We start from the raw sequence: 18,216 nt of genomic DNA on the forward strand, positions 1-18,216 counted from the left end.
CGCCCGGATTGGTACCGCCACTGAACCAAGCACGAATGAAGTGGGTGCGCAGTGTCGGTGATCCTGGCCTACACCTCGCCCGCACTGGGCCACCTGTACCCGTTCTGTGCTCTGCTCGCCGAGCTGTCGGACCGAGGCCACGACATCCACCTGCGCACCCTGGCCGGCGGTGTAGACCTGTGCCGCCAGCAAGGGTTCACCGCCGAGCCGGTCGATCCGCGGATCGAAGCGCTGCACAACGACGCCACCGAGGGTGGTGTGCTCCGGGCGGCCACCGAGACCGTCCGGGTTCTCGCCCGGCGCGCCGCCGTTGAGGTCGGCGATCTCGCACGGGCGATGGCCGATGTCTCCCCGGACCTGGTGGTGGTGGATTCCAACTGCTGGGGGGCGATGTCCTTCACCGAGGCCAAAGGGATTCCATCGGTGGTCCTTTCGCCGTTCATGCCGTACCTGCGCTCACCGGGCTCGCCGCCGTTCGGCGCCGGGGCCAGGCCGTGGCCGGGTCCGCTGGGACGGATTCGCGACTGGGGCGTCGGGCTGGTCACCCGCAGGGTGTTCGACAAGCCCTTCCGTGACGGAATGGACCCGGTCCGGGCCGCCCTCGGTGTGCCGGCGGTGCGGTCCGCCGACGCGCTGCTGCGCCGGGCACCCGCTGTGCTGGTTGCCACCGGCAAGCCGTTCGAGTACCCGCACACCGACTGGGGTCCGTCGGTGGAACTGATCGGTCCGGCGTCCTTCGATCCGGTGGGGGCCGAAGCGCCGGCGTGGCTCGACGAGATCGACGACCCGATCGTATTGGTCACCACGTCGTCGGTGCCGCAAGCCGACGAGAGGCTGGTCAACACCGCCCTCGAAGCGCTCGACGGCGAGCCGCTACACCTGGTGGCCACGTCCCCGACGCGGCCGGTCGGCGCCGCCTGGCGCCGGCCCGGGGCCACCCTGACGCAGTTCGTGCCGCACTCGTTGCTGCTGGAACGCGCGGTCTGTGTCGTCACCCACGGCGGTATGGGAATCACTCAGAAAGCCCTGAGCCGCGGAATCCCGGTCTGCGTGGTTCCTTTCGGACGCGACCAGTTCGAGGTCGCGCGGCGGGTGGAGGTCGCGGGCTGCGGTATTCGGCTACCGGCGCGCCGGCTCACGACGCCGCGGCTGCGCGCCGCGATCAACGACGCGATGACGATGACCGACGGGGCGTCCGCGGTGGCGGAAGGTTTCGCCGCGACCGGCGGAGTACGCCGCGGCGCCGACATCGTGGAACAACACCTGCTCAGGAGAACATCGGCGCGGGGGCTCGGCGGGTGAGGTCGTCGGCCACCTGTTCGGCCGCCCGGAGCACGCGCAGGATGTTGTCGCCGGCCAGCTTGTCCAGGTCGGCGCGCGACCATCCCCGGTCGGTGAGGGCAGCGAACAGCCTCGGATACCCCGACACGTCCTCCAGCCCTTCGGGCATGGCCTCGCCGCCCATGTAGTCGCCGCCGACACCCACGTGGTCGATGCCGGCGACCTCGCGAACGTGCTCGATGTGCGTGACGACGTCGGCCACCGTGGCGACCGGCGGTGGCGACTGTCTGGCCAGCTGTGTCATCAGGGCGTCGTAGGCGGGGTCGTGTTTGTGCAGCCCGCGGCGCCGAGCCTCGGCGTTGGCTTCGGCATGCCACTGCGCGACCGCCGGAGAGAGGAAGGCGGGCAGGAATGTCACCATGCAGACGCCGGCGTTCGCGGCCAGGGCCGTGAGCACATCGTCGGGCACGTTGCGCGGGTGGTCGCAGACCGCACGGGCGCAGGAGTGGCTGAAGATCGCCGGCGCCGCGGTCACGCGCAGTGCGTGCCGCATCACGTCGGCAGACGCGTGCGACAGGTCGACGAGCATCCCGAGCCGGTTCATCTCGCGTACCACGGCCTCCCCGAAGGGCGAGAGTCCGTGCAGCACAGGACAATCGGTCGCAGAGTCGGCCCACGGCACGTTCTTGTTGTGGGTCAGCGTCAGGTACCGCACGCCCAAGGCGCGCATCGCGCGCAGCACCCCTAGTGACCCGTCGATGCAATGGCCGCCTTCCATCCCCAACAGCGAAGCGATGCGGTCTCCGGAAGCCTGCACCTCGTCCGCGGTGGTCGCCAGCACCAGTCGGCCCGGGTAGCGGGTCACGAGGCGCCGCACGAAGTCGATCTGTTCGAGTGTTGCGGTCACCGCCGCCGGCCCGTCGAAGAGCTCCGGCGAGACGTAGACCGACCAGAACTGCCCGCCGACCCCGCCGGCCCGGAGCCGCTCGAGGTCGGTGTGCAGATCGGGCACCAACGACGTCAGGTCAACGGCATCGAGGTTGTTGCCGTACAACTGGCGCATCGCCCAGGCCAGATCGTTGTGACCGTCGATCAGCATCGGAATCGAGTGTGCGCCGGCGGGCTCGGCACGCACAACCGTTGCGAGTGCACCGGGAATCCCCTCGCCGGCAGGGAAGTGGCGTGCGTGGCCCGACGCCCGCGTTGTGCAAACGCATGGCACCCCCCCGCGCGGGCAGTGCGGAGAGGAACAGCAGGGGCGTGAGGCAACCGCTAACCGTGCCGGTGACGGTCTGCCGGGCTCAGGCGTTCGCCGAAGCCATCGCCTGGTGCACAACTGCCCATCGATGGCGCGGTCCGGGCGCTTGGAGAAGTTGCCCGCCGGCGGCCGTCGCTGTTCGCGGCAACAACGCGTGCGCGCGTGAGCATATTCTCCAGCGCGCGAGCCGAATTCGCGGCAAAGGTGTCACGCCGCCGTCACGGTTCAGGCCTGTCGGCGTGCGGCACCTCCGGTGCCGAGGCAGCTCCCCGAAAAGCCTTGGAGTGCGCAAAGATATGTGAAGATCGAGGCGAACGTGACGAGTGGTCGGTGAGGTGCCCCCGCAGTGTCCAGCCGGCCGAAGGCGGTTCTCCATGACAGGTGTGCAACGACTCGAACCGGTGTCCCGCAGTGCGGACGCGGCTGCGATCTACGGTGCGTGGGAACGCTTTGTGCAAGGGGAAGACGATATCCGCGGCGTGCGGCCCGAAGTCGCGATCTCCTGGCATCGCTGCCGCGATCTGTATCGCGTGGACCCGTATCTGTCCGAAGCACCGGCGGCGGTTGCGGAAGTCGCCCACTCGATCGAACACGATGTCATCTTCACCGAGCTCGGTTTCCGTGCCGCCGCCATGGTCCACGAGGTGGCCAGTTTCGGTGGCATCGTGACCGTCGCCGACGCGACCGGCAGGATCCTGGCCGAGTGGGGTGACAAGACCACCTGCTCCATCGCCGCCGAGGCCAGCCTGGCGCCGTGGTTCTGTTGGTCCGAGAGCGCGGTGGGCACCAACGCCATGGGCACCGCGCTCGGAACGCAGCACCCCGTGGTGATCCGGCGGGAAGAACACTGGTGCCGGGCTTTTCACGACTGGACGTGCGTCGCCGTCGCGGTGCGCGACGTGGTGAACAAGGAACCGATCGCGGTCTTGAACATCTCCTGCTGGCGCAGTGAGCTGCCGGCGTCGGCGCGGGGGTGGCTGTCCAATGCCGCCGCTCACACCCAGAGCGGTCTGCGCATGCGCGCCCGCGACAGTGGAACGCAACTGCTCGCCGCGTACAACCACGCCCGGATGCGGTCCACGGAGCCGCTGGCCGTGGTCGACACCGCGGGCAAGGTGGTGATCGCCGACGACACGGCGAGTGTGCTCCTGGGCGTGCCCGGCAACGCCGCGGCGGTGAATCCGGCGGTGCGGTGGAATCCACGGTTACCCGCGTTCGTCGACGCCGCCCGGTATGCCAGCAAGCAGGCCGGCCAGCACCCGGATTGGGTCGGCAGCACCCAGATCTTCACTCACCTCGCCGACGAGCCGTCGCCGATCCGAATCCGGCCGGTCTTCCAGTACGGCAACCTGATCGGACACCTGATCACCTTCGGAGCTGCCGACGGCGAGGCACTACCGGATACCGAGGTGGGCCCGCATGTTCAAGGCCCGCCGCGCCGAGTGGTGGGCATCCGCGACAGCCGGATGGTGTTGCTGCGGCTGGCGGAGGTCACCCTGGCCGAATCGGACGGCAACGAGGTGTGGCTGTCCACGGATCAGGGCCGGCTGCGGGCAGCCGCGTCGGGCCTGGACAAACTCGACGATGAACTGGCCAACTCGGGATTCATGCGGGTACACCGCCAGTACGTCGTGAACCTCAGCCGTGTCCGGGAGGTCGAACGCCGGGACCGGGGTGAGTTGGTCCTGGTCATGGACGACAGTGCCAACACGGTGGTGCCGGTGTCGCGGCGCAACGCTCGCGGGGTACGGCACGTGCTGGGCGTGTGAGATTCGGAAAGGAGTCCCATGCCTGGGAACCCTGACAGTTACGTCGACAGGACCTACGACCAGACCGTCGTCGCGCTGCGGCGGCGCGGCACTCCGGCCGGTCAGCCCGGCCGGTGGCCCGGCCGCGTAGACCTGAGCATCCTGACCCGCGCACCTGATCCGTGGGGCGAGGACTTCGACTACGCCAAGGCTTTCGCGGCACTGGATCTCGATGAACTGGCCCGTGACGTGGACCGGGTGCTGACCACCACACAGGACTGGTGGCCCGCCGACTTCGGTCACTACGGACCGCTGGTGCTGCGGATGGCCTGGCATTGCGCCGGCACCTACCGCGTGGGTGACGGACGTGGCGGATCGAGTGCCGGAATGCAGCGGTTTGCGCCGCTGAACAGCTGGCCGGACAACCGGAACCTGGACAAGGCGCGGCGACTCCTTTGGCCGGTCAAGCAGAAACACGGCCGGAAGATCTCCTGGGCCGACCTTATGGTCTTCGCGGGCAACCGCGCACTGGAATCGATGGGGTTCAAGACATTCGGCTTCGCCGGTGGCCGGGTGGACGTCTGGGCGGCCGACGAGACCTACTGGGGTCCCGAGGACACCTGGTGCGCCGACGAACGGCACAGTGGCGTCCGGGATCTCGAGGAACCGCTGGCGGCCGCGGAGATGGGACTGATCTACGTCAATCCCCAGGGCCCGGGCACGTCGCCGGACCCGAGGGCCGCCGCCCGTGACATGCGGCAGACGTTCCGGCGGATGGGACTCGACGACGAGGAGACCGTCGCACTGATCGCGGGTGGCCACACGTTCGGCAAATCGCACGGGGTGGCCGATGCGGGCACCTGGCTCGGTCCCGAGCCCGAGGACGCACCGCTGGAGGCACAAGGCCTGGGCTGGGTGAACCGTTTCGGTACCGGCAACGCCGCCGACACCATCACCAGTGGGCTCGAAGGGATCTGGACACCCACCCCGACGTCGTGGGACAACAGCTTCCTCGAGACCCTGTTCCGCTACCAGTGGGAGGTGGCACTGAGCCCCGCCGGGCTCTGGCAGTGGGTGCCGCGCAACGGTGCCGGGGCCGGGACCGTGCCGGACCCCCACGACCCGGCCAAGACCCATGCCCCGACGATGCTCACCACCGACCTGGCGCTGCAGGAGGACCCGCGCTACGAGGCGATCGCGCGGCGCTTCCTGGAGAACCCGGACCAGCTCGCGGACGCCTTCGCACGCGTCTGGTTCAAGCTAACCCACATCGACATGGGGCCCATCCAGCGCTACCTGGGGCCGCTGGTCCCGTCAGAGCGGCTGATCTGGCAGGACCCGGTGCCGGAGGTCGATCACGAACTCGTCGACGCCCACGACATCGACGTGCTCAAGACGGAGCTCCTCGATTCCGGGCTGTCGGTATCGCAGCTCGTCGGCACGGCGTGGGCGTCGGCCTCGACCTACCGCAACAGCGACAAACGCGGTGGCGCCAACGGCGCCCGCATCCGCCTGGAACCGCAACGCAGCTGGGCGGTCAACGATCCCGACAGCCTGGGCCCCGTGCTCGCCACGCTGGAGGGAATCCAACAGCGCTTCAACAACTCTCAACAGGGTGACCGGAGGGTCTCGCTGGCGGATCTGATCGTCCTCGGCGGCTGCGCAGCGGTCGAGGCGGCCGCCGCCAGCGCCGGTCACCACATCGAGGTCCCGTTCCGGCCGGGACGTACCGACGCCACACAGGAGTGGACCGATGTCGAGTGGTTCGCGGCGCTCGAACCGACCGCAGACGCCTTCCGCAACTACGTCGACGCCCACACCCGGCTGCCGGCAGAACATCTACTCGTCGATCGTGCGAGCCAGCTGACCTTGACCGCACGTGAAATGACAGTGCTGATCGGTGGCCTGCGGGTGCTCGGCGCCAACCACGGCCGATCGCCGTTGGGTGTGTTGACCTCGACACCGGGTGAGCTGAACAGTGACTTCTTCGTCAATCTCCTCGACATGAATACCGAATGGGTACCCCGCACCACCGGCGATTACGACGGTCGCGACCGCCACACCGGCGAGCTCAGGTGGACAGCCAGTCGTGTCGACCTCGTGTTCGGCGCCGACTCCGAGTTGCGCGCGCTGTCGGAGGTCTACGCCTGCCAAGACGCGCGGGAGAAGTTCGTCCGCGACTTCGTGTCCGCGTGGGACAAGGTGATGACTCTCGACCTGTTCGGCCCGGCCTGACCACGAACGGCACGATCCGCCGTGCGAACGGCGCGGTGTGACGCCTCGGCGGTCATGCCTGTACGCCGGGTACGAACCGGAATACAGTACCGGGTGTTGCAGGCCCCACCACGTGCGCGGGCGGCAATCCTGCGCTGCGCCAATAAAATTCGCAGCCCAACCGACAGCGTGACCACAAGGAGGTCAGATCCGATGACGATCGCTCAAGAACACCCTGACCTGTTGCATGAGCTCGGCTTGGACAGGCAGAATCACGCCGCTCTGGGCCGGGTCCTGGGTACCGGTTCCATAGGCCAAGCCACCGAACGTGCCGACGGCATCATGGAAGCCACCATCCGGATCAAAGAGGACGAACTCGTCTGGGATCCAATGATTCTGGTCATGCCCCATGGCGGTGACATCGAGCTCACGGTCATCAACGATGACAAGAACACCCACGCGGCGTTGTTCCCGTGCAACGGTGACAGGAAGTTCATCTGGCTGCTGAATCACTCGAAGGGCAAGGCGAAGCTGAACCTCGATGGTCCTGGTTACTACTGGTACAGCTCACCGGGAGGCAACGACGAGGGACGGGGACTGACCGCCGCCATCGTCGTTCTCGGCGAGGTACCGCCCGAGGCCCGTCTCGACCGTCCCGATCAGCCGCGTCCCTAGGAAGGAACAACCATGACCGTCGACTACGTGGACGCCGGAGAGGCGATCCAGCAGTCAGCGCTGAGCCCCATCCCCGGATCCGCTCCCGCGGTGGCGACCAGCGTCAACTATGAGCGGCTACTCAACGCTCGTTCGGAGTCGCACAACTGGCTCACCTACTACGGCGCCTATGACGGCCAGCGGTACAGCCTGCTGGACCAGATCAACACCGACAACGTCAAGCGCATCGGGCCCGTCTGGATGTTCCAGGCCGGCGCCTCCGGTCACATGGCAGGCGCTTCGACCTATGCGTTCGAGACGTGCCCGCTTGTCGTGGATGGAGTCATGTACGTCACCGGCTGGGACGGGTGGTTCTGGGCGCTCGACGCGACCTCGGGCCAACAGCTATGGCGCTACAAGCACGCCACACCTTTTGACGTCTCACTCTGTTGCGGGAACGTCAACCGCGGCTGCGCGGTGGCCGACGGCAAGGTGTTCTTCGTGACCCCGAACGCCCACCTGATCGCCTTGGACGCCACGAATGGACACACCATCTGGCAGAAGACGATCGGCGATGTCCGTGCCGGTGAAAGCGCCACGCTCGCACCGCTGGTGGTCAAGAACACCGTCATCACCGGCAGCTCGGGCGGTGAATTCGGGGTGCGTGGGCACATCGACTGCTGGGACCTCAAGACCGGCGAGCACCTTTGGCGCACCTATACCGTGCCGAAGCCGGGTGAGCCGGGCTCGGAGACCTGGCCGGCCGACGGCGAGGCGTGGGCGCGCGGCGGGGCGAACCACTGGGTCACCGGCAGCTTCGACCCCGAGACCAATCTGTACTACGCGGGCACCGGCAATCCGGCTCCTGATTTCGACGGTGCCGTGCGTGAGGGCGACAACCTCTTCACCGACAGCGTGGTCGCACTCGATGTCGACAGCGGTGAGATCAAGTGGCACTACCAGTTCACCCCGCACGACCTGTGGGACTACGACTCCACGATGGAGATGATCCTCTTCGAGCGCGACGGTAAGAAGCTGCTCGCCCACTTCGACAAGAACGGCTACTTCTTCGTGCTGGACCGCACCAACGGCGAGTTGCAGCACGTCACTCCGTTCGTAGACCGGATCGACTGGGGTGTGATCACCCGCGACGGCAAGGTGACCCCGCGTAGGTACCCGGACAAGGAGGGCGAGCCCGTTCATTTCTATCCCGGTCCGGCCGGGGCGAAGGAGTGGACGCACGCGGCATACAGCCCGAGGACCGAAATGTTCTACGTCCCAGTCGCCGACGTCGGCGCCACGGCCACCCGTCGGCGGCGTGAGTTCAAAGAGAGCATCCCGTACTGGGGCGCGGCCGTACAGGTCGACATCGACGACATGGCGGGTTCGGTCAGTGCCTTCGACACACACGGAGAGGAGAAGTGGCGTTGGCGGCTGAAGCACCCGATGGCCGCGTCGGTGCTGGCCACTGCGGGCAACCTGGTGTTCGCGGGCACCCCGACCGGTGAGTTCGCCGCGCTGGATGCGAACACCGGGGAGAAGCTGTGGGAATTCAACTGTGGCAGCGGACATCATGGAAGCTGCTCCACCTACAGCGTCAACGGAAAGCAGTATGTCGTGGTGCCGGTGGGCTGGGGTGGCTGGCTCGAGGGCATCCTCCCCGGAATGCTCGGCGCAGGCCACGGCAGCGCGTTGATCGCCTTCGCCCTCCCCGACTGATCCCACCAACACGAAAGAGAGAGAACAGCAATGGAGCAAGACAGCACTCTGCAGAAGTGGGAGCCGCCCACGGTCACCGAGATCAGGGTGTCCGCCGAGGTGACCGCATACGCGGGCATCTGGCGCGGCGCCGACTAGTCGCTGCGGGCGCGGGGCGGCAGGCCCAGTCGTGTGGGTGCGCGTGTTGGGATCGGCGGCCGGCGGCGGATTTCCACAGTGGAACTGCACCTGCCCTCCGTGTCGTGCGGTGCGGGCCGGCTCCAGGCCGGCCCGACGCCGTTCCCAATCGTCGATCGCGGTCACGTCAGATCGACTGCGTTGGTACCTGTTCAACGCGTCACCGGACATCCAGTCCCAGATCGAGAACTTCGCCGAGCTACATCCCGACGACGGCCGGGTGGTCCGGCTGCAGGCAGTGCTGCTCACCGATGCCGAGTTGGACCACACGCTGGGCCTTCTCCTGATGCGGGAGGGTCGAGGACTGGAGGTGCACGCCACCGAGTCGGTGCACGAGACGCTGATGTCGGGCACCGGAGTGCTCAAGACGCTCGAGGCGTACTGTCCGGTCAAGTGGCAACCGGTACTGCCCGGCGCCGAGGTGTCACTGGGAAACGGGTTGTCCTACCGCGCATTCGACGTTCCCACCGACAAGCCGGTGCGGTTCCCAGGTGCCGCGACGTACGGCCGCGTGGTCGGTTACCGCATCACCGACACCCACACCGGCCGGAGCCTGGTCTACCTGCCGTGCGTACAGCAGCTCACCCCGGCGATCCTCGGGGAACTGACCGGCTGTCACGGCCTCCTGATCGACGGGACCTGCTGGCGTGATGACGAGATGCCCCGGCTCGGGCTGGCCCGCAAGACTTCTCGCGCCATGGGCCACGTGCCGATCGACGGTGTGGGTGGCAGCCTGGAACTGCTGTCGCCGTTGCCCATCCGCCGGAAGGTCTACCTCCACATCAACAACACCAACCCGATCCTGCTCGAGGACTCGCCACAACGACGGATCCTCGACCGGCACGGCATGGAGGTCGCCGTGGACGGCCTCGAGCTGGACATCTGAGGAGCGATGATGACGGCAGTGGCGGCACCCGAGGACTTCGAGGAGGCGCTGCGCGCCCGCGCCGAGCACTACCACCACCAGCATCCCTTCCATCGCCGGATGAACGACGGACAGTCGAGCCGCGAGGAGATCCGCGGCTGGGTGGCCAACCGCTTCTACTACCAGGTGAACATTCCTCGCAAGGATGCGGCGATCCTCAGCAATTGCCCTGACCGCGAGGTCCGACGCCGTTGGGTCCAGCGCATCATCGATCACGACGGGGCGGGCGAGGGGTCGGGTGGGATCGAAGCCTGGCTACACCTCGGCGAGGCCGTCGGCCTGACCCGGGAGGAGATCGAAGACCAGCGACACCTGCTCCCCGGCGTGCGATTCGCCGTCGACGCCTACGTCACCTTCGCGCGGACCCGGCCGTGGGTCGAGGCGGTGGCCTCGTCCTTGACCGAGCTGTTCGCCCCCGACCTGATGGCGGAGCGGCTCGCCGCGTTCGAGCGCCATTACACCTGGATCGATCCCCGCGGGCTCGCTTACTTCCGGTCCCGGCTCGTGCAGGCGCCCCGCGATTCCGAACACGGTCTGCAGGTGGTGCGCACGCACTGCCGCACCCCGCAGACGCAGGCGGCGGCGCTCGAGGCACTGTCGTTCAAGTGCGACGTGCTGTGGAGCATGCTCGACGCGATCGATCAGGCCTATGGCAAGCATTGACGACGCCGCGCGGCCCCGGCTGGCGCCGCACGTCCGGCTGAGGTTCGACGGCACACGCGGACAACACGCGCTGCTCTCGCCCGAGACCGTCTGGGTCATCAACGACACCGGCGCCGCGATCGTCGAGTTGTGCGACGGCCGGCGAACCGTCGGCGAGATCCGGGCCGAGCTGCAGAGCCGGTACGCCGACGTCACCGAGGCGCACATCCACGGGTTCCTGGCCGATCTCATCGCCAAACACGGGTTGGAGGTTTCCTGTGGATAGACCGTTCGCCCTGCTCGCCGAGCTGACCTACGCCTGCCCGCTGCACTGCCCCTACTGCTCGAATCCTCTTGCGCTCGACGAGTTCCGGCAGGAGTTGACCACCGAGGAGTGGCGACGGGTGTTCGCCGAGGCCGCGGCGCTGGGAGTGCTGCAGGTGCACCTCTCCGGCGGCGAGCCCATGCAGCGCCACGACATCGTGGAGTTGGTGCGTTGCGCCAATCAGCTTGGCCTGTACACGAATCTGATCACCAGTGGGCTCGGCTTCTCCGAGCGCCGGGCGGGGCAGTTGCGTGACGCGGGCCTGGAGCACGTCCAGATCAGTATCCAGGCCGACGAGCAGGCGCTGTCCGACCGGATCGCCGGCACCACGTCCTTTCACCGCAAGCTCGCCGCCGCGCGGCTGGTGAAACAACTGGGCTGGCCGCTGACGCTGAACGTGGTGCTGCACCGCCACAACATCGACCGCATCGGGCGAATCCTCGACCTGGCAGAAGAGTTGGGGGCCAACCGGATCGAGCTCGCCAACACGCAGTACTACGGCTGGGCGGGACGCAATCGTACTGCACTGCTGCCGAGCTGGGACCAGCTGGAACGTGCGCGCGCGGTCGTCGGGGCAGCGCGGGAACGGGTGGGCGACCGGATGGAGGTCATCTACGTCATCCCGGATTACTACAGCCGGTACCCCAAACCGTGTATGGACGGCTGGGCCCGCCGTCAGCTCACGGTGGTGCCCAATGGGGATGCGCTGCCGTGCCCGGCCGCCCAGGAACTCACCCGAAGCCGCCGCCTGCCTCGCGCCAGCGTGCGCGAGCATCCGCTCGACTGGATCTGGACCGAATCACCATTGTTCACCCGGTTCCGCGGTGACGGGTGGATGCCGGAGCCGTGCCGCAGTTGCGACCGCAAGGGCATCGACTTCGGTGGATGTCGTTGTCAGGCTTTTGCGCTCACCGGCGATGCCGCGCGCACCGATCCGGTCTGTCACCTCTCCACCGACCACGGGCTCATCACCGCGGCGGTGGCTGCGGCCAACGACGCGACGGGGCACCCCGGTGAACTTATTCCGCGGCCGCACCCGCACCGTATTAGGTCTTTGGAGGTGGGAGCGTGAATTCACTTCTCGCGCTGATCCCGGTTGCGTTCGTCCTGAGCCTGGACAACTTCCAGTCCTCCCTCGGACTGGGTACCACGAAGCCGCCATGGCGACGAATCATCCAGGCCGCCTTGGTGTTCAGTGCGTGCGATGCACTGGCACCGTTGATCGGTGTCTGGGTCGGCAACGTCGTGGGCGACTACATCGGGGAGGTGGCGGAGTACGCCGGGGCCGCCGCCCTGGGTGCTTACGCCCTCTACCTGGTGGTGCACGCCATGCGCACGGAGGAGTCCGGTGAACTGGACCACCCGCTGGCCATTCTGGGGCTGCCCCTGCCGTTGAGCCTCGACAACCTGTTCGCGGGCGCGAGCCTGGGTGTGGTGGGTGCCTCGCCGGTGACGGTGGCCGTGGTCTGCGGGTGCGCCACGTTGATCATGTCGATGGTGGGACTGGCCGCGGGCCGGGTGATGGCCAGCACCGTGCGGATCCGCACGGACCTGTTCGGCGGCCTGGTGCTGTTGGGGATGGCAGTGCTGATGGTGGTCCGCGCATGACCGAGGGCTCGGACCTCGACGACGCCCGGCCGCCGTGTTATCACTGCGGCGAGTCCTACCCGGCGGTCGACACCGCGCGCCACACCGAACCGGTCAGCTGCGACTGCCCGCGCTGCAGCGCGATGCCCGCGTGCTTCACGTGCCGAAACATGTACTGCGCCTGCGGAGTGCACCAATACTGAGACAGAGACCACCCAGACCTCGGCTTCCCCTCCGTGGGCGCCATCACCGCCACACGTCACCGACATGAGCCGGTTCGGCGGTTCCGGAGGTGAGCTGACCCAGCGCCGCTTCGAGTTTCGACCCCTCGGCACAGACAACGGTGATCTCCGCCTGACCCCCGTACCGGACATCGGCCACTTCGAATCCGCGTCCTCGAAGTTCCGCTTCCACCAGGCCGGCTGTTGCGTGGTCAACAGCGACGCGGAATACCTGCGACCGCACCCGCGGCCGCAGGACCGCGCCTTCCAGCGCCGAGTTGACAGCCCCGGAGTATGCCCGCGCCAGCCCGCCGGTACCGAGTTTGATTCCCCCGTAGTACCGCGACACCACGGCGACGACGTTGAGAAGGTCCCGGCCCTTCAAGGCATTCAGAATCGGCGCACCCGCTGTCCCGCCCGGCTCGCCGTCGTCGCTGTACCGCTCGACCCGACTCTCGGGCTCGTCGCCGATGATGTAGGCGAAACAGTGATGCCCGGCGCCGCGATCTGTCTCCCGGGCGAGAGCCAGGAACTCGTCAGCCGCCGTCGTGTCATCGACGTAGCGCAGCCGAGCGACGAAGCGCGACTTCTTGATGATCTCCTCCGCGTGCGGCCTGGCCCCAGGGTCCAGCGCGACTGGCATGCCCGAGAGTGTAAGAGCCGCCGATGTCGAGCGGCACGCTGCGCATAACCACGCCGCCGGACCCCGGCCCGCGTAGCTTCGGGGGTATGGCCCTCTCACCGGACATCGTCGGCCTGACCTACACGTACCCCGACTACTACGAGGTGGGCCGCGACCAGGTCCGTGAGTACGCAAAAGCCGTCAAGAACGACGACGCCGCCTACTTCGACGCCGACGCCGCTCGCGCGCTGGGGCACGACGCGATCCTGGCGCCTCTCACGTTCATCGCGATCTTCGGGTTGAAGGCGCAGATGGCCTTCTTCGAACACGCCAGCATTCCGATCACGGAGGAGAAGCTGGTCCAGGTCGAGCAGGGCCTGACGATTCACCGGCCGATCAAGGCCGGTGACAGGTTGTACTGCCACATCCGGCTCGACTCGCTTCGGCAGGCCTTCGGGGCGGATGTGCTGACCATCCGAAGCCGGATCACGAACCAGCAAGGCGAAACGGTGCAGGAGGACTACACCATGATGGCCGGGCGCACCGAGGAGGCCGACGCGCAGGCCTGACGCGGATCGGCGAGGCGTCTGTCGGACGTCACTGCGCCGTGTCGCTGGTGCGCAGCGACTGCAAGAACTCGCGGGCCAACGCATGCACCTTGATGTTGCGGTGCTGAGACTGGGTGACCAGCTGCTGAAAGGCCTCGTCCTCGGAGTAGCCGTGGATGGCGCGCAACGCGCCTTTGGCCTGATCGATGTCCGCACGAGAGATCAGGGCGCGGGAGAGTTGGTCGACTTCGGCGCGCAGCGCCTGCCAGCGGCGCGCTTGGGTGATGGCCTGACCCGCAGTCGTGGTGTAGAGCCCGACGAGCCGCTCGTCGAACGGGTCGAATGCGGTGGCGGAATGGCTGTAGATGTTCAGCGATCCGACCAGCTCGGGTTGCCGGCCGACTTGTTCCACGATCAACGGCACGCTGAGACTGGCGTTGATCCCGGCGGCGCTGGCGGCCGCGTGGAAGTCGGGGTAACGATCGGGCTCCAGGGTGTCGAGGCGAAGCCGCACCGGCTGCTGGGTCTCGGCAGCATCCAGACACGGTCCGTAGCCGCTGCCGTACTGGGCGCGGTCGAGATGCAGGCTGTCCTCGGTGGTGAACGCCGCGGTGCGCGGCGCCGGGTCGTCGAGCACGCTGATGGACACGGCGTCGGCATCGGGTATGGCCTCGGCAGCGAGTCGGGCGACTTGATCGAGCGCTACGTCGAGGGGTTCGGCGGCGTCGAGCACGGAGTTCAGCGAGGCGATGGCCTCGGAGATGCTGTCCAACCGGTCCAACTCGTCGGGGCGACCCTCGCGAAGGTCCATTTCTGCCTCCTGACCTGGCTCGATGTCTGCACGTACCCGCGTAACGGAGATCGTAGCCTCCGCCGGAACGCCGAGACGCGGGAAGTCGGTTGTGTACAGGTCTGGGGCGTCCCCGGCAGCCGCCGTCCTGACTGCCGGGGACTGAGCAGTGTGAGCGGTCCGGACCGCCACAGTGCCTGCACGTTTGCTACCCGCCACGGCCCGCTTTACACGGGCCTGGGGCGGGTTGGCATCTGATGCCGAGAGCAACTCCTCGTGCTGCCGGCCGTGCTGTCGCGGATCACGTTGTCACAGAGCAGGTTTGCGCTGCTGGTGCCACCTTTCCAAGGTGCCTGACGGACGCGTTTCGCCCGCGTCAAATCGATCGGCCATGCGGGGTACTATCCATCAAGCGCAAAAATCGTTCGGGTTCAGCTCCAGCCTCACACGTCGCGTCTACATCTGGGTTGCGGGGATTAGTGGGGTTTGAGTGGCTTCGGACAGTTCGTTCACGCTGCACCGTGCCGACGGTGCGACTGTGGTGGCATGCACCGGTGACGTCGACATCCTGACCGCCCCAGGATTGCAACGCCGAGTCGATGAGGCGCTGGCTCAACGACCCGCCGCCCTGATCATCGACCTGACCGAGGTGACGTTCTTCGCCTCGAACGGCATGCAGATCCTGGTCGAAACCCAGCTGGCTCTCGGTTCGGCGGGGCGGTTCGTGGTGGTCGCCGACGGACCGGTGACCCGTCGACCCATGGAGATCGTGGGTTTGGGTGAGGTGCTGGATTTCGCGCCGACGGTGACGGCGGCGTTGGAACGCCTGGGTTGACGCTCTGCGCTGCGAGGTCTACCTCCGCAGTGGCGGGGGCACGTCGAACGCCATGGATACCGTCGTTCCGCTCGGGCCGGTGCTCAGCTCGAATCGCGTGCTCATCGCCCGCATCAGCGGCATACCGCGCCCGCGGTTGCGTTCTTGGATCAGCTCGGCTTTCCAGTGGCCGTGGTCGTCGATGGTGATGCAGACGGCGTTGCCCTCGCGTTGGGCTGACACCCGCACGATTCCGGGGTCCTGGTTGCGGTAGGCGTGTTCGATGCTGTTGCTGCACGCCTCGACGACCACCAGAAGGATGTCAGCGGCCAGTTGTTCGCTGACTCCGATACCGTCGAGCCACTCGGTCACGGTGTGCCGCACGTATGCCAGATGCTGTGCCTGCGCCGGGAATTCGAACTCCAGGGGCAGTGTCGCCGGCGGAGACGGCGATAGCGCGAACAGTCCGCCGGCGTCTCGCTCGGGGGCGGTCATCGGCGACAGCGGACGTGAGGCACAGCGGGCAGATACCCACTTCGCACCGAAAGTATGCAGAGCGCGCAACCATCAGGTCGAGGACGCTGGGTGGAGGGTCGGCCGGTAGATCAGCTCCTGGATGTGATCGTCGAGTGTGCGGTGTTCGAGGAGTTCGAGGTCGAAGTCCGCCGCACCCGCGAAGATGGGGCTGTCCCCGGTCTGGCCGGTGATGACGGGGAAGATCGTCACCTGTAGCTGATCGACCAGGCCGGCGGCCATCAAGGCCCGGTTCATCGCCAGGCTTCCATGCGAGCGCAACGGCACGTCGGACTCGGCTTTGAGGCGGGCCACGACGTCTGCCGCGTCGCCACCGATCACCGTGGCCTCCGGCCAGTCCAGCGGCCCTTGCAACGTCGTCGAGACCACCGTCGCGGGCATGTTCCGCATGCGGGAGACCCATGGGTCGTGCACCTCGGACTCCTCGGTGCTCGACGCCAGCATGTCGATGAACTCACGAATGGTGTTCGCTCCGAACACCATTCGCTGCTCGGTGCTGTACAGCTCGAGACGGCGGGCGAGTAGCTCGGGACCCTGCTTGCCCCAGTAACCGCCCCAGTCGCCTCCGCTGATGCTGCCGTAGCCGTCGAGGCTGGAGAAGACGTCGAAGGTATAGCTGGCCGTCATGTTCTTTCCTCCCGTCGAGGTGACGCTGTCGGAAGTACAGACCCGGGCACATCGGCGAACTCATCGCCGCAGGCGGCCTCGGGGCGCGGGATGCGCTGGATCACCATGGCAGGTGGAATCAACCCGTCCGGCCTCCTGTTTCACCAAGTATTGCGGGACTTTTGCCCGTGACTGAGGTGAAGCGGGAAGAGGCGAGATCGATGAAGAAGATCGGATTGATGGGAGTCATCGCCGGCGCGTTCTCCGCAGCCGTGATCGGCTTCGCGGGACCGGCGCAGGCCGACGATCACGACAACGGATACAGCGGGCGGGACCGTGATTCCAGCTACTACGACGGAGACGGCAACAACCCCTGGCGGGACCTTCTGGTTCCGAATGTCAAGGTGCCGCACGTCGACACGAGTGTGCGCAACTGAGCGGTGTGAAGCCGTCCTCTCAGCGGAAACGGACGTTCATCGTCGCGAGGCCGAAGATCTTGCGGCCGGCGGACTTCGCGGCCACGATCACCACCCCGGACCGGGTCTGTGGGTCCAATGACTTGATGCGACCGCTGAACTCGATGTCACAGCCTTCCTTGGCCGACACGATCGCGGGCTGCGACAGCCGCACCGCATAGCGGGTGACCGCACCAGGATCCCCGGACCACGCGGAGGTGAAGCCGGCGCCCAGCCCCATGGTGAGCATTCCGTGAGCGATCACATCGGGCAGACCCGCCAGCTTGGCGATGTCCTCATCCCAGTGGATCGGGTTGGCATCACCGGCGACGCCGGCATAGTTCACCAGGTCACCGCGGGACAGGCGGGTGTGATGCACCGGTAGCTCGTCGCCGACCTTGACATCCTCGAACGAGGGTGTCCCCGGGGTACGGGTCATGCCTCCCTCGGCGATGCGGACCTCGCCCGCCGGGCGCACCGTCTTGTGGTAGGCGGCATCGGAATCGGCCACGGCCATGATGTCCACGTCATGCATCATCGCGTTGTGCACGGCGGTCATGGTCGCCGGATTGATGTCGTCGGCCGTGACGCCCACGACGGTGGTGTGCAGCGTGTGCACCACCTCGCCGGCTGCGTCGGTGAACGTGTTGGTGACAGTGATGAGGTCCCGGCCGGCCACCCTGCGGACCGACGTCAGCTCGACGTCAATGTGCAGTTCATCGCCGTCCACGATGGGACGGTGCTGTTCGAAGACCTCTTCGGTCTGCAGGTAGGTGTCGTAACCGACGACCACCGATTCGAACATGCGGCGATTGCAGGCCATACCCGGCGTCGAGGTGAACGTCAGCGGCGCCACCAGGCCCGAATACCCCAGCTCAGCAGCTGCGGCGAGGTCCCAGTGCGCGGGGTGGTAGTCCTGCACCGCACGGGCATACTCGCGCACCTTCTCGCGGCCGACCAGGTAGGTGCCGTCCATCTGGTAGTAGTGGCCGACCCGCGCTTCGAGCGGTGACGATTCTGGTGGTGCAGTCATGGTTGTGCTCATCTTTTCTATCGGCTTGTTCGCTGCGGCCGACCCCAGCACCCTAACGCGAGG

At 67.1% G+C, this 18,216-nt stretch carries 20 protein-coding genes; 14 read left to right on the plus strand and 6 right to left on the minus strand.

Features of this window, described 5'->3' with window-relative positions; all coding sequences use genetic code 11:
• Positions 1 to 51: 51 nt before the first annotated feature.
• Positions 52 to 1,302, plus strand: a complete 1,251-nt coding sequence (locus AC3A6P_RS06810; protein WP_487689962.1) for a glycosyltransferase — start codon at positions 52 to 54, stop codon at positions 1,300 to 1,302.
• Here AC3A6P_RS06810 and AC3A6P_RS06815 read toward each other — a convergent pair.
• Positions 1,268 to 2,380: a dipeptidase gene (locus AC3A6P_RS06815; RefSeq protein ID WP_487689965.1), complete on the minus strand. Its 1,113-nt coding sequence runs from the start codon at positions 2,378 to 2,380 to the stop codon at positions 1,268 to 1,270. The genes AC3A6P_RS06810 and AC3A6P_RS06815 overlap by 35 nt on opposite strands.
• Before the next feature lie 533 nt (positions 2,381 to 2,913).
• Between AC3A6P_RS06815 and AC3A6P_RS06820 the strand changes: the two genes are divergently transcribed.
• From AC3A6P_RS06820 to AC3A6P_RS06865, 10 genes are all read left to right on the plus strand, one after another.
• The gene (locus tag AC3A6P_RS06820) at positions 2,914 to 4,308 is read left to right on the plus strand and encodes a LytTR family transcriptional regulator DNA-binding domain-containing protein (protein ID WP_487689968.1); all 1,395 of its coding nucleotides are present in this window, start codon (positions 2,914 to 2,916) and stop codon (positions 4,306 to 4,308) included.
• 18 nt (positions 4,309 to 4,326) lie between these two features.
• On the plus strand, positions 4,327 to 6,522 hold the full coding sequence (gene katG / locus AC3A6P_RS06825) for a catalase/peroxidase HPI (RefSeq protein ID WP_487689970.1): 2,196 nt from the start codon (positions 4,327 to 4,329) through the stop codon (positions 6,520 to 6,522).
• Between the two features lie 192 nt (positions 6,523 to 6,714).
• Positions 6,715 to 7,176 carry an MSMEG_3727 family PQQ-associated protein gene (locus AC3A6P_RS06830; protein ID WP_487689973.1) on the plus strand — a complete coding sequence of 154 codons (462 nt, stop codon included), beginning with the start codon at positions 6,715 to 6,717 and terminating at the stop codon, positions 7,174 to 7,176.
• A 12-nt stretch (positions 7,177 to 7,188) separates the two neighbouring features.
• Positions 7,189 to 8,874 carry a PQQ-dependent dehydrogenase, methanol/ethanol family gene (locus AC3A6P_RS06835; protein WP_487689975.1) on the plus strand — a complete coding sequence of 562 codons (1,686 nt, stop codon included), beginning with the start codon at positions 7,189 to 7,191 and terminating at the stop codon, positions 8,872 to 8,874.
• A gap of 30 nt (positions 8,875 to 8,904) precedes the next feature.
• Positions 8,905 to 9,012 (plus strand): pyrroloquinoline quinone precursor peptide PqqA, encoded by a 108-nt coding sequence (gene pqqA, locus AC3A6P_RS06840; protein ID WP_487689978.1) that lies wholly within the window; start codon positions 8,905 to 8,907, stop codon positions 9,010 to 9,012.
• Positions 9,013 to 9,055: 43 nt separating this feature from the next.
• Positions 9,056 to 9,937 (plus strand): pyrroloquinoline quinone biosynthesis protein PqqB, encoded by an 882-nt coding sequence (gene pqqB, locus AC3A6P_RS06845; RefSeq protein ID WP_487690593.1) that lies wholly within the window; start codon positions 9,056 to 9,058, stop codon positions 9,935 to 9,937.
• 18 nt (positions 9,938 to 9,955) lie between these two features.
• A complete protein-coding gene (gene pqqC / locus AC3A6P_RS06850; RefSeq protein WP_487689981.1) occupies positions 9,956 to 10,639 on the plus strand; it encodes a pyrroloquinoline-quinone synthase PqqC in 684 nt (227 codons plus the stop codon).
• Positions 10,626 to 10,904 (plus strand): pyrroloquinoline quinone biosynthesis peptide chaperone PqqD, encoded by a 279-nt coding sequence (gene pqqD / locus AC3A6P_RS06855; protein ID WP_487689984.1) that lies wholly within the window; start codon positions 10,626 to 10,628, stop codon positions 10,902 to 10,904. The genes pqqC and pqqD overlap by 14 nt, the downstream gene beginning before the upstream one ends.
• The gene (gene pqqE, locus AC3A6P_RS06860) at positions 10,897 to 12,015 is read left to right on the plus strand and encodes a pyrroloquinoline quinone biosynthesis protein PqqE (protein ID WP_487689987.1); all 1,119 of its coding nucleotides are present in this window, start codon (positions 10,897 to 10,899) and stop codon (positions 12,013 to 12,015) included. Before pqqD ends, pqqE begins: the two co-directional genes overlap by 8 nt.
• Entirely contained in the window at positions 12,012 to 12,551 is a 540-nt protein-coding gene (locus AC3A6P_RS06865; RefSeq protein ID WP_487689990.1) for a manganese efflux pump MntP, read from the plus strand. Before pqqE ends, AC3A6P_RS06865 begins: the two co-directional genes overlap by 4 nt.
• A 225-nt stretch (positions 12,552 to 12,776) precedes the next feature.
• On the opposite strand, the gene AC3A6P_RS06870 is transcribed toward AC3A6P_RS06865, so the two are convergent.
• Positions 12,777 to 13,394 carry an IMPACT family protein gene (locus AC3A6P_RS06870; RefSeq protein WP_487689992.1) on the minus strand — a complete coding sequence of 206 codons (618 nt, stop codon included), beginning with the start codon at positions 13,392 to 13,394 and terminating at the stop codon, positions 12,777 to 12,779.
• Between the two features lie 86 nt (positions 13,395 to 13,480).
• On the opposite strand from AC3A6P_RS06870, the gene hadA reads away from it, so the two are divergent.
• Positions 13,481 to 13,942 carry a (3R)-hydroxyacyl-ACP dehydratase subunit HadA gene (gene hadA, locus AC3A6P_RS06875; protein ID WP_487689994.1) on the plus strand — a complete coding sequence of 154 codons (462 nt, stop codon included), beginning with the start codon at positions 13,481 to 13,483 and terminating at the stop codon, positions 13,940 to 13,942.
• Between the two features lie 28 nt (positions 13,943 to 13,970).
• Here the strand turns inward: hadA and AC3A6P_RS06880 are convergent, their stop codons facing one another.
• Entirely contained in the window at positions 13,971 to 14,732 is a 762-nt protein-coding gene (locus AC3A6P_RS06880; RefSeq protein ID WP_487689997.1) for an ANTAR domain-containing response regulator, read from the minus strand.
• A 469-nt stretch (positions 14,733 to 15,201) separates the two neighbouring features.
• Between AC3A6P_RS06880 and AC3A6P_RS06885 the strand changes: the two genes are divergently transcribed.
• Positions 15,202 to 15,546 (plus strand): STAS domain-containing protein, encoded by a 345-nt coding sequence (locus AC3A6P_RS06885; protein WP_487690000.1) that lies wholly within the window; start codon positions 15,202 to 15,204, stop codon positions 15,544 to 15,546.
• Between the two features lie 18 nt (positions 15,547 to 15,564).
• Here the strand turns inward: AC3A6P_RS06885 and AC3A6P_RS06890 are convergent, their stop codons facing one another.
• On the minus strand, positions 15,565 to 16,020 hold the full coding sequence (locus AC3A6P_RS06890) for an ATP-binding protein (protein WP_487690003.1): 456 nt from the start codon (positions 16,018 to 16,020) through the stop codon (positions 15,565 to 15,567).
• A gap of 72 nt (positions 16,021 to 16,092) precedes the next feature.
• Positions 16,093 to 16,686 (minus strand): dihydrofolate reductase family protein, encoded by a 594-nt coding sequence (locus AC3A6P_RS06895; protein WP_487690006.1) that lies wholly within the window; start codon positions 16,684 to 16,686, stop codon positions 16,093 to 16,095.
• Positions 16,687 to 16,853: 167 nt separating this feature from the next.
• On the opposite strand from AC3A6P_RS06895, the gene AC3A6P_RS06900 reads away from it, so the two are divergent.
• Positions 16,854 to 17,102: a hypothetical protein gene (locus AC3A6P_RS06900; protein ID WP_487690009.1), complete on the plus strand. Its 249-nt coding sequence runs from the start codon at positions 16,854 to 16,856 to the stop codon at positions 17,100 to 17,102.
• Positions 17,103 to 17,121: 19 nt separating this feature from the next.
• On the opposite strand, the gene AC3A6P_RS06905 is transcribed toward AC3A6P_RS06900, so the two are convergent.
• Entirely contained in the window at positions 17,122 to 18,153 is a 1,032-nt protein-coding gene (locus tag AC3A6P_RS06905; protein WP_487690012.1) for a fused (3R)-hydroxyacyl-ACP dehydratase subunits HadA/HadB, read from the minus strand.
• Between the last annotated feature and the right edge of the window lie 63 nt (positions 18,154 to 18,216).

Source organism: Mycobacterium sp. Soil_C_30, from assembly GCF_057656995.1.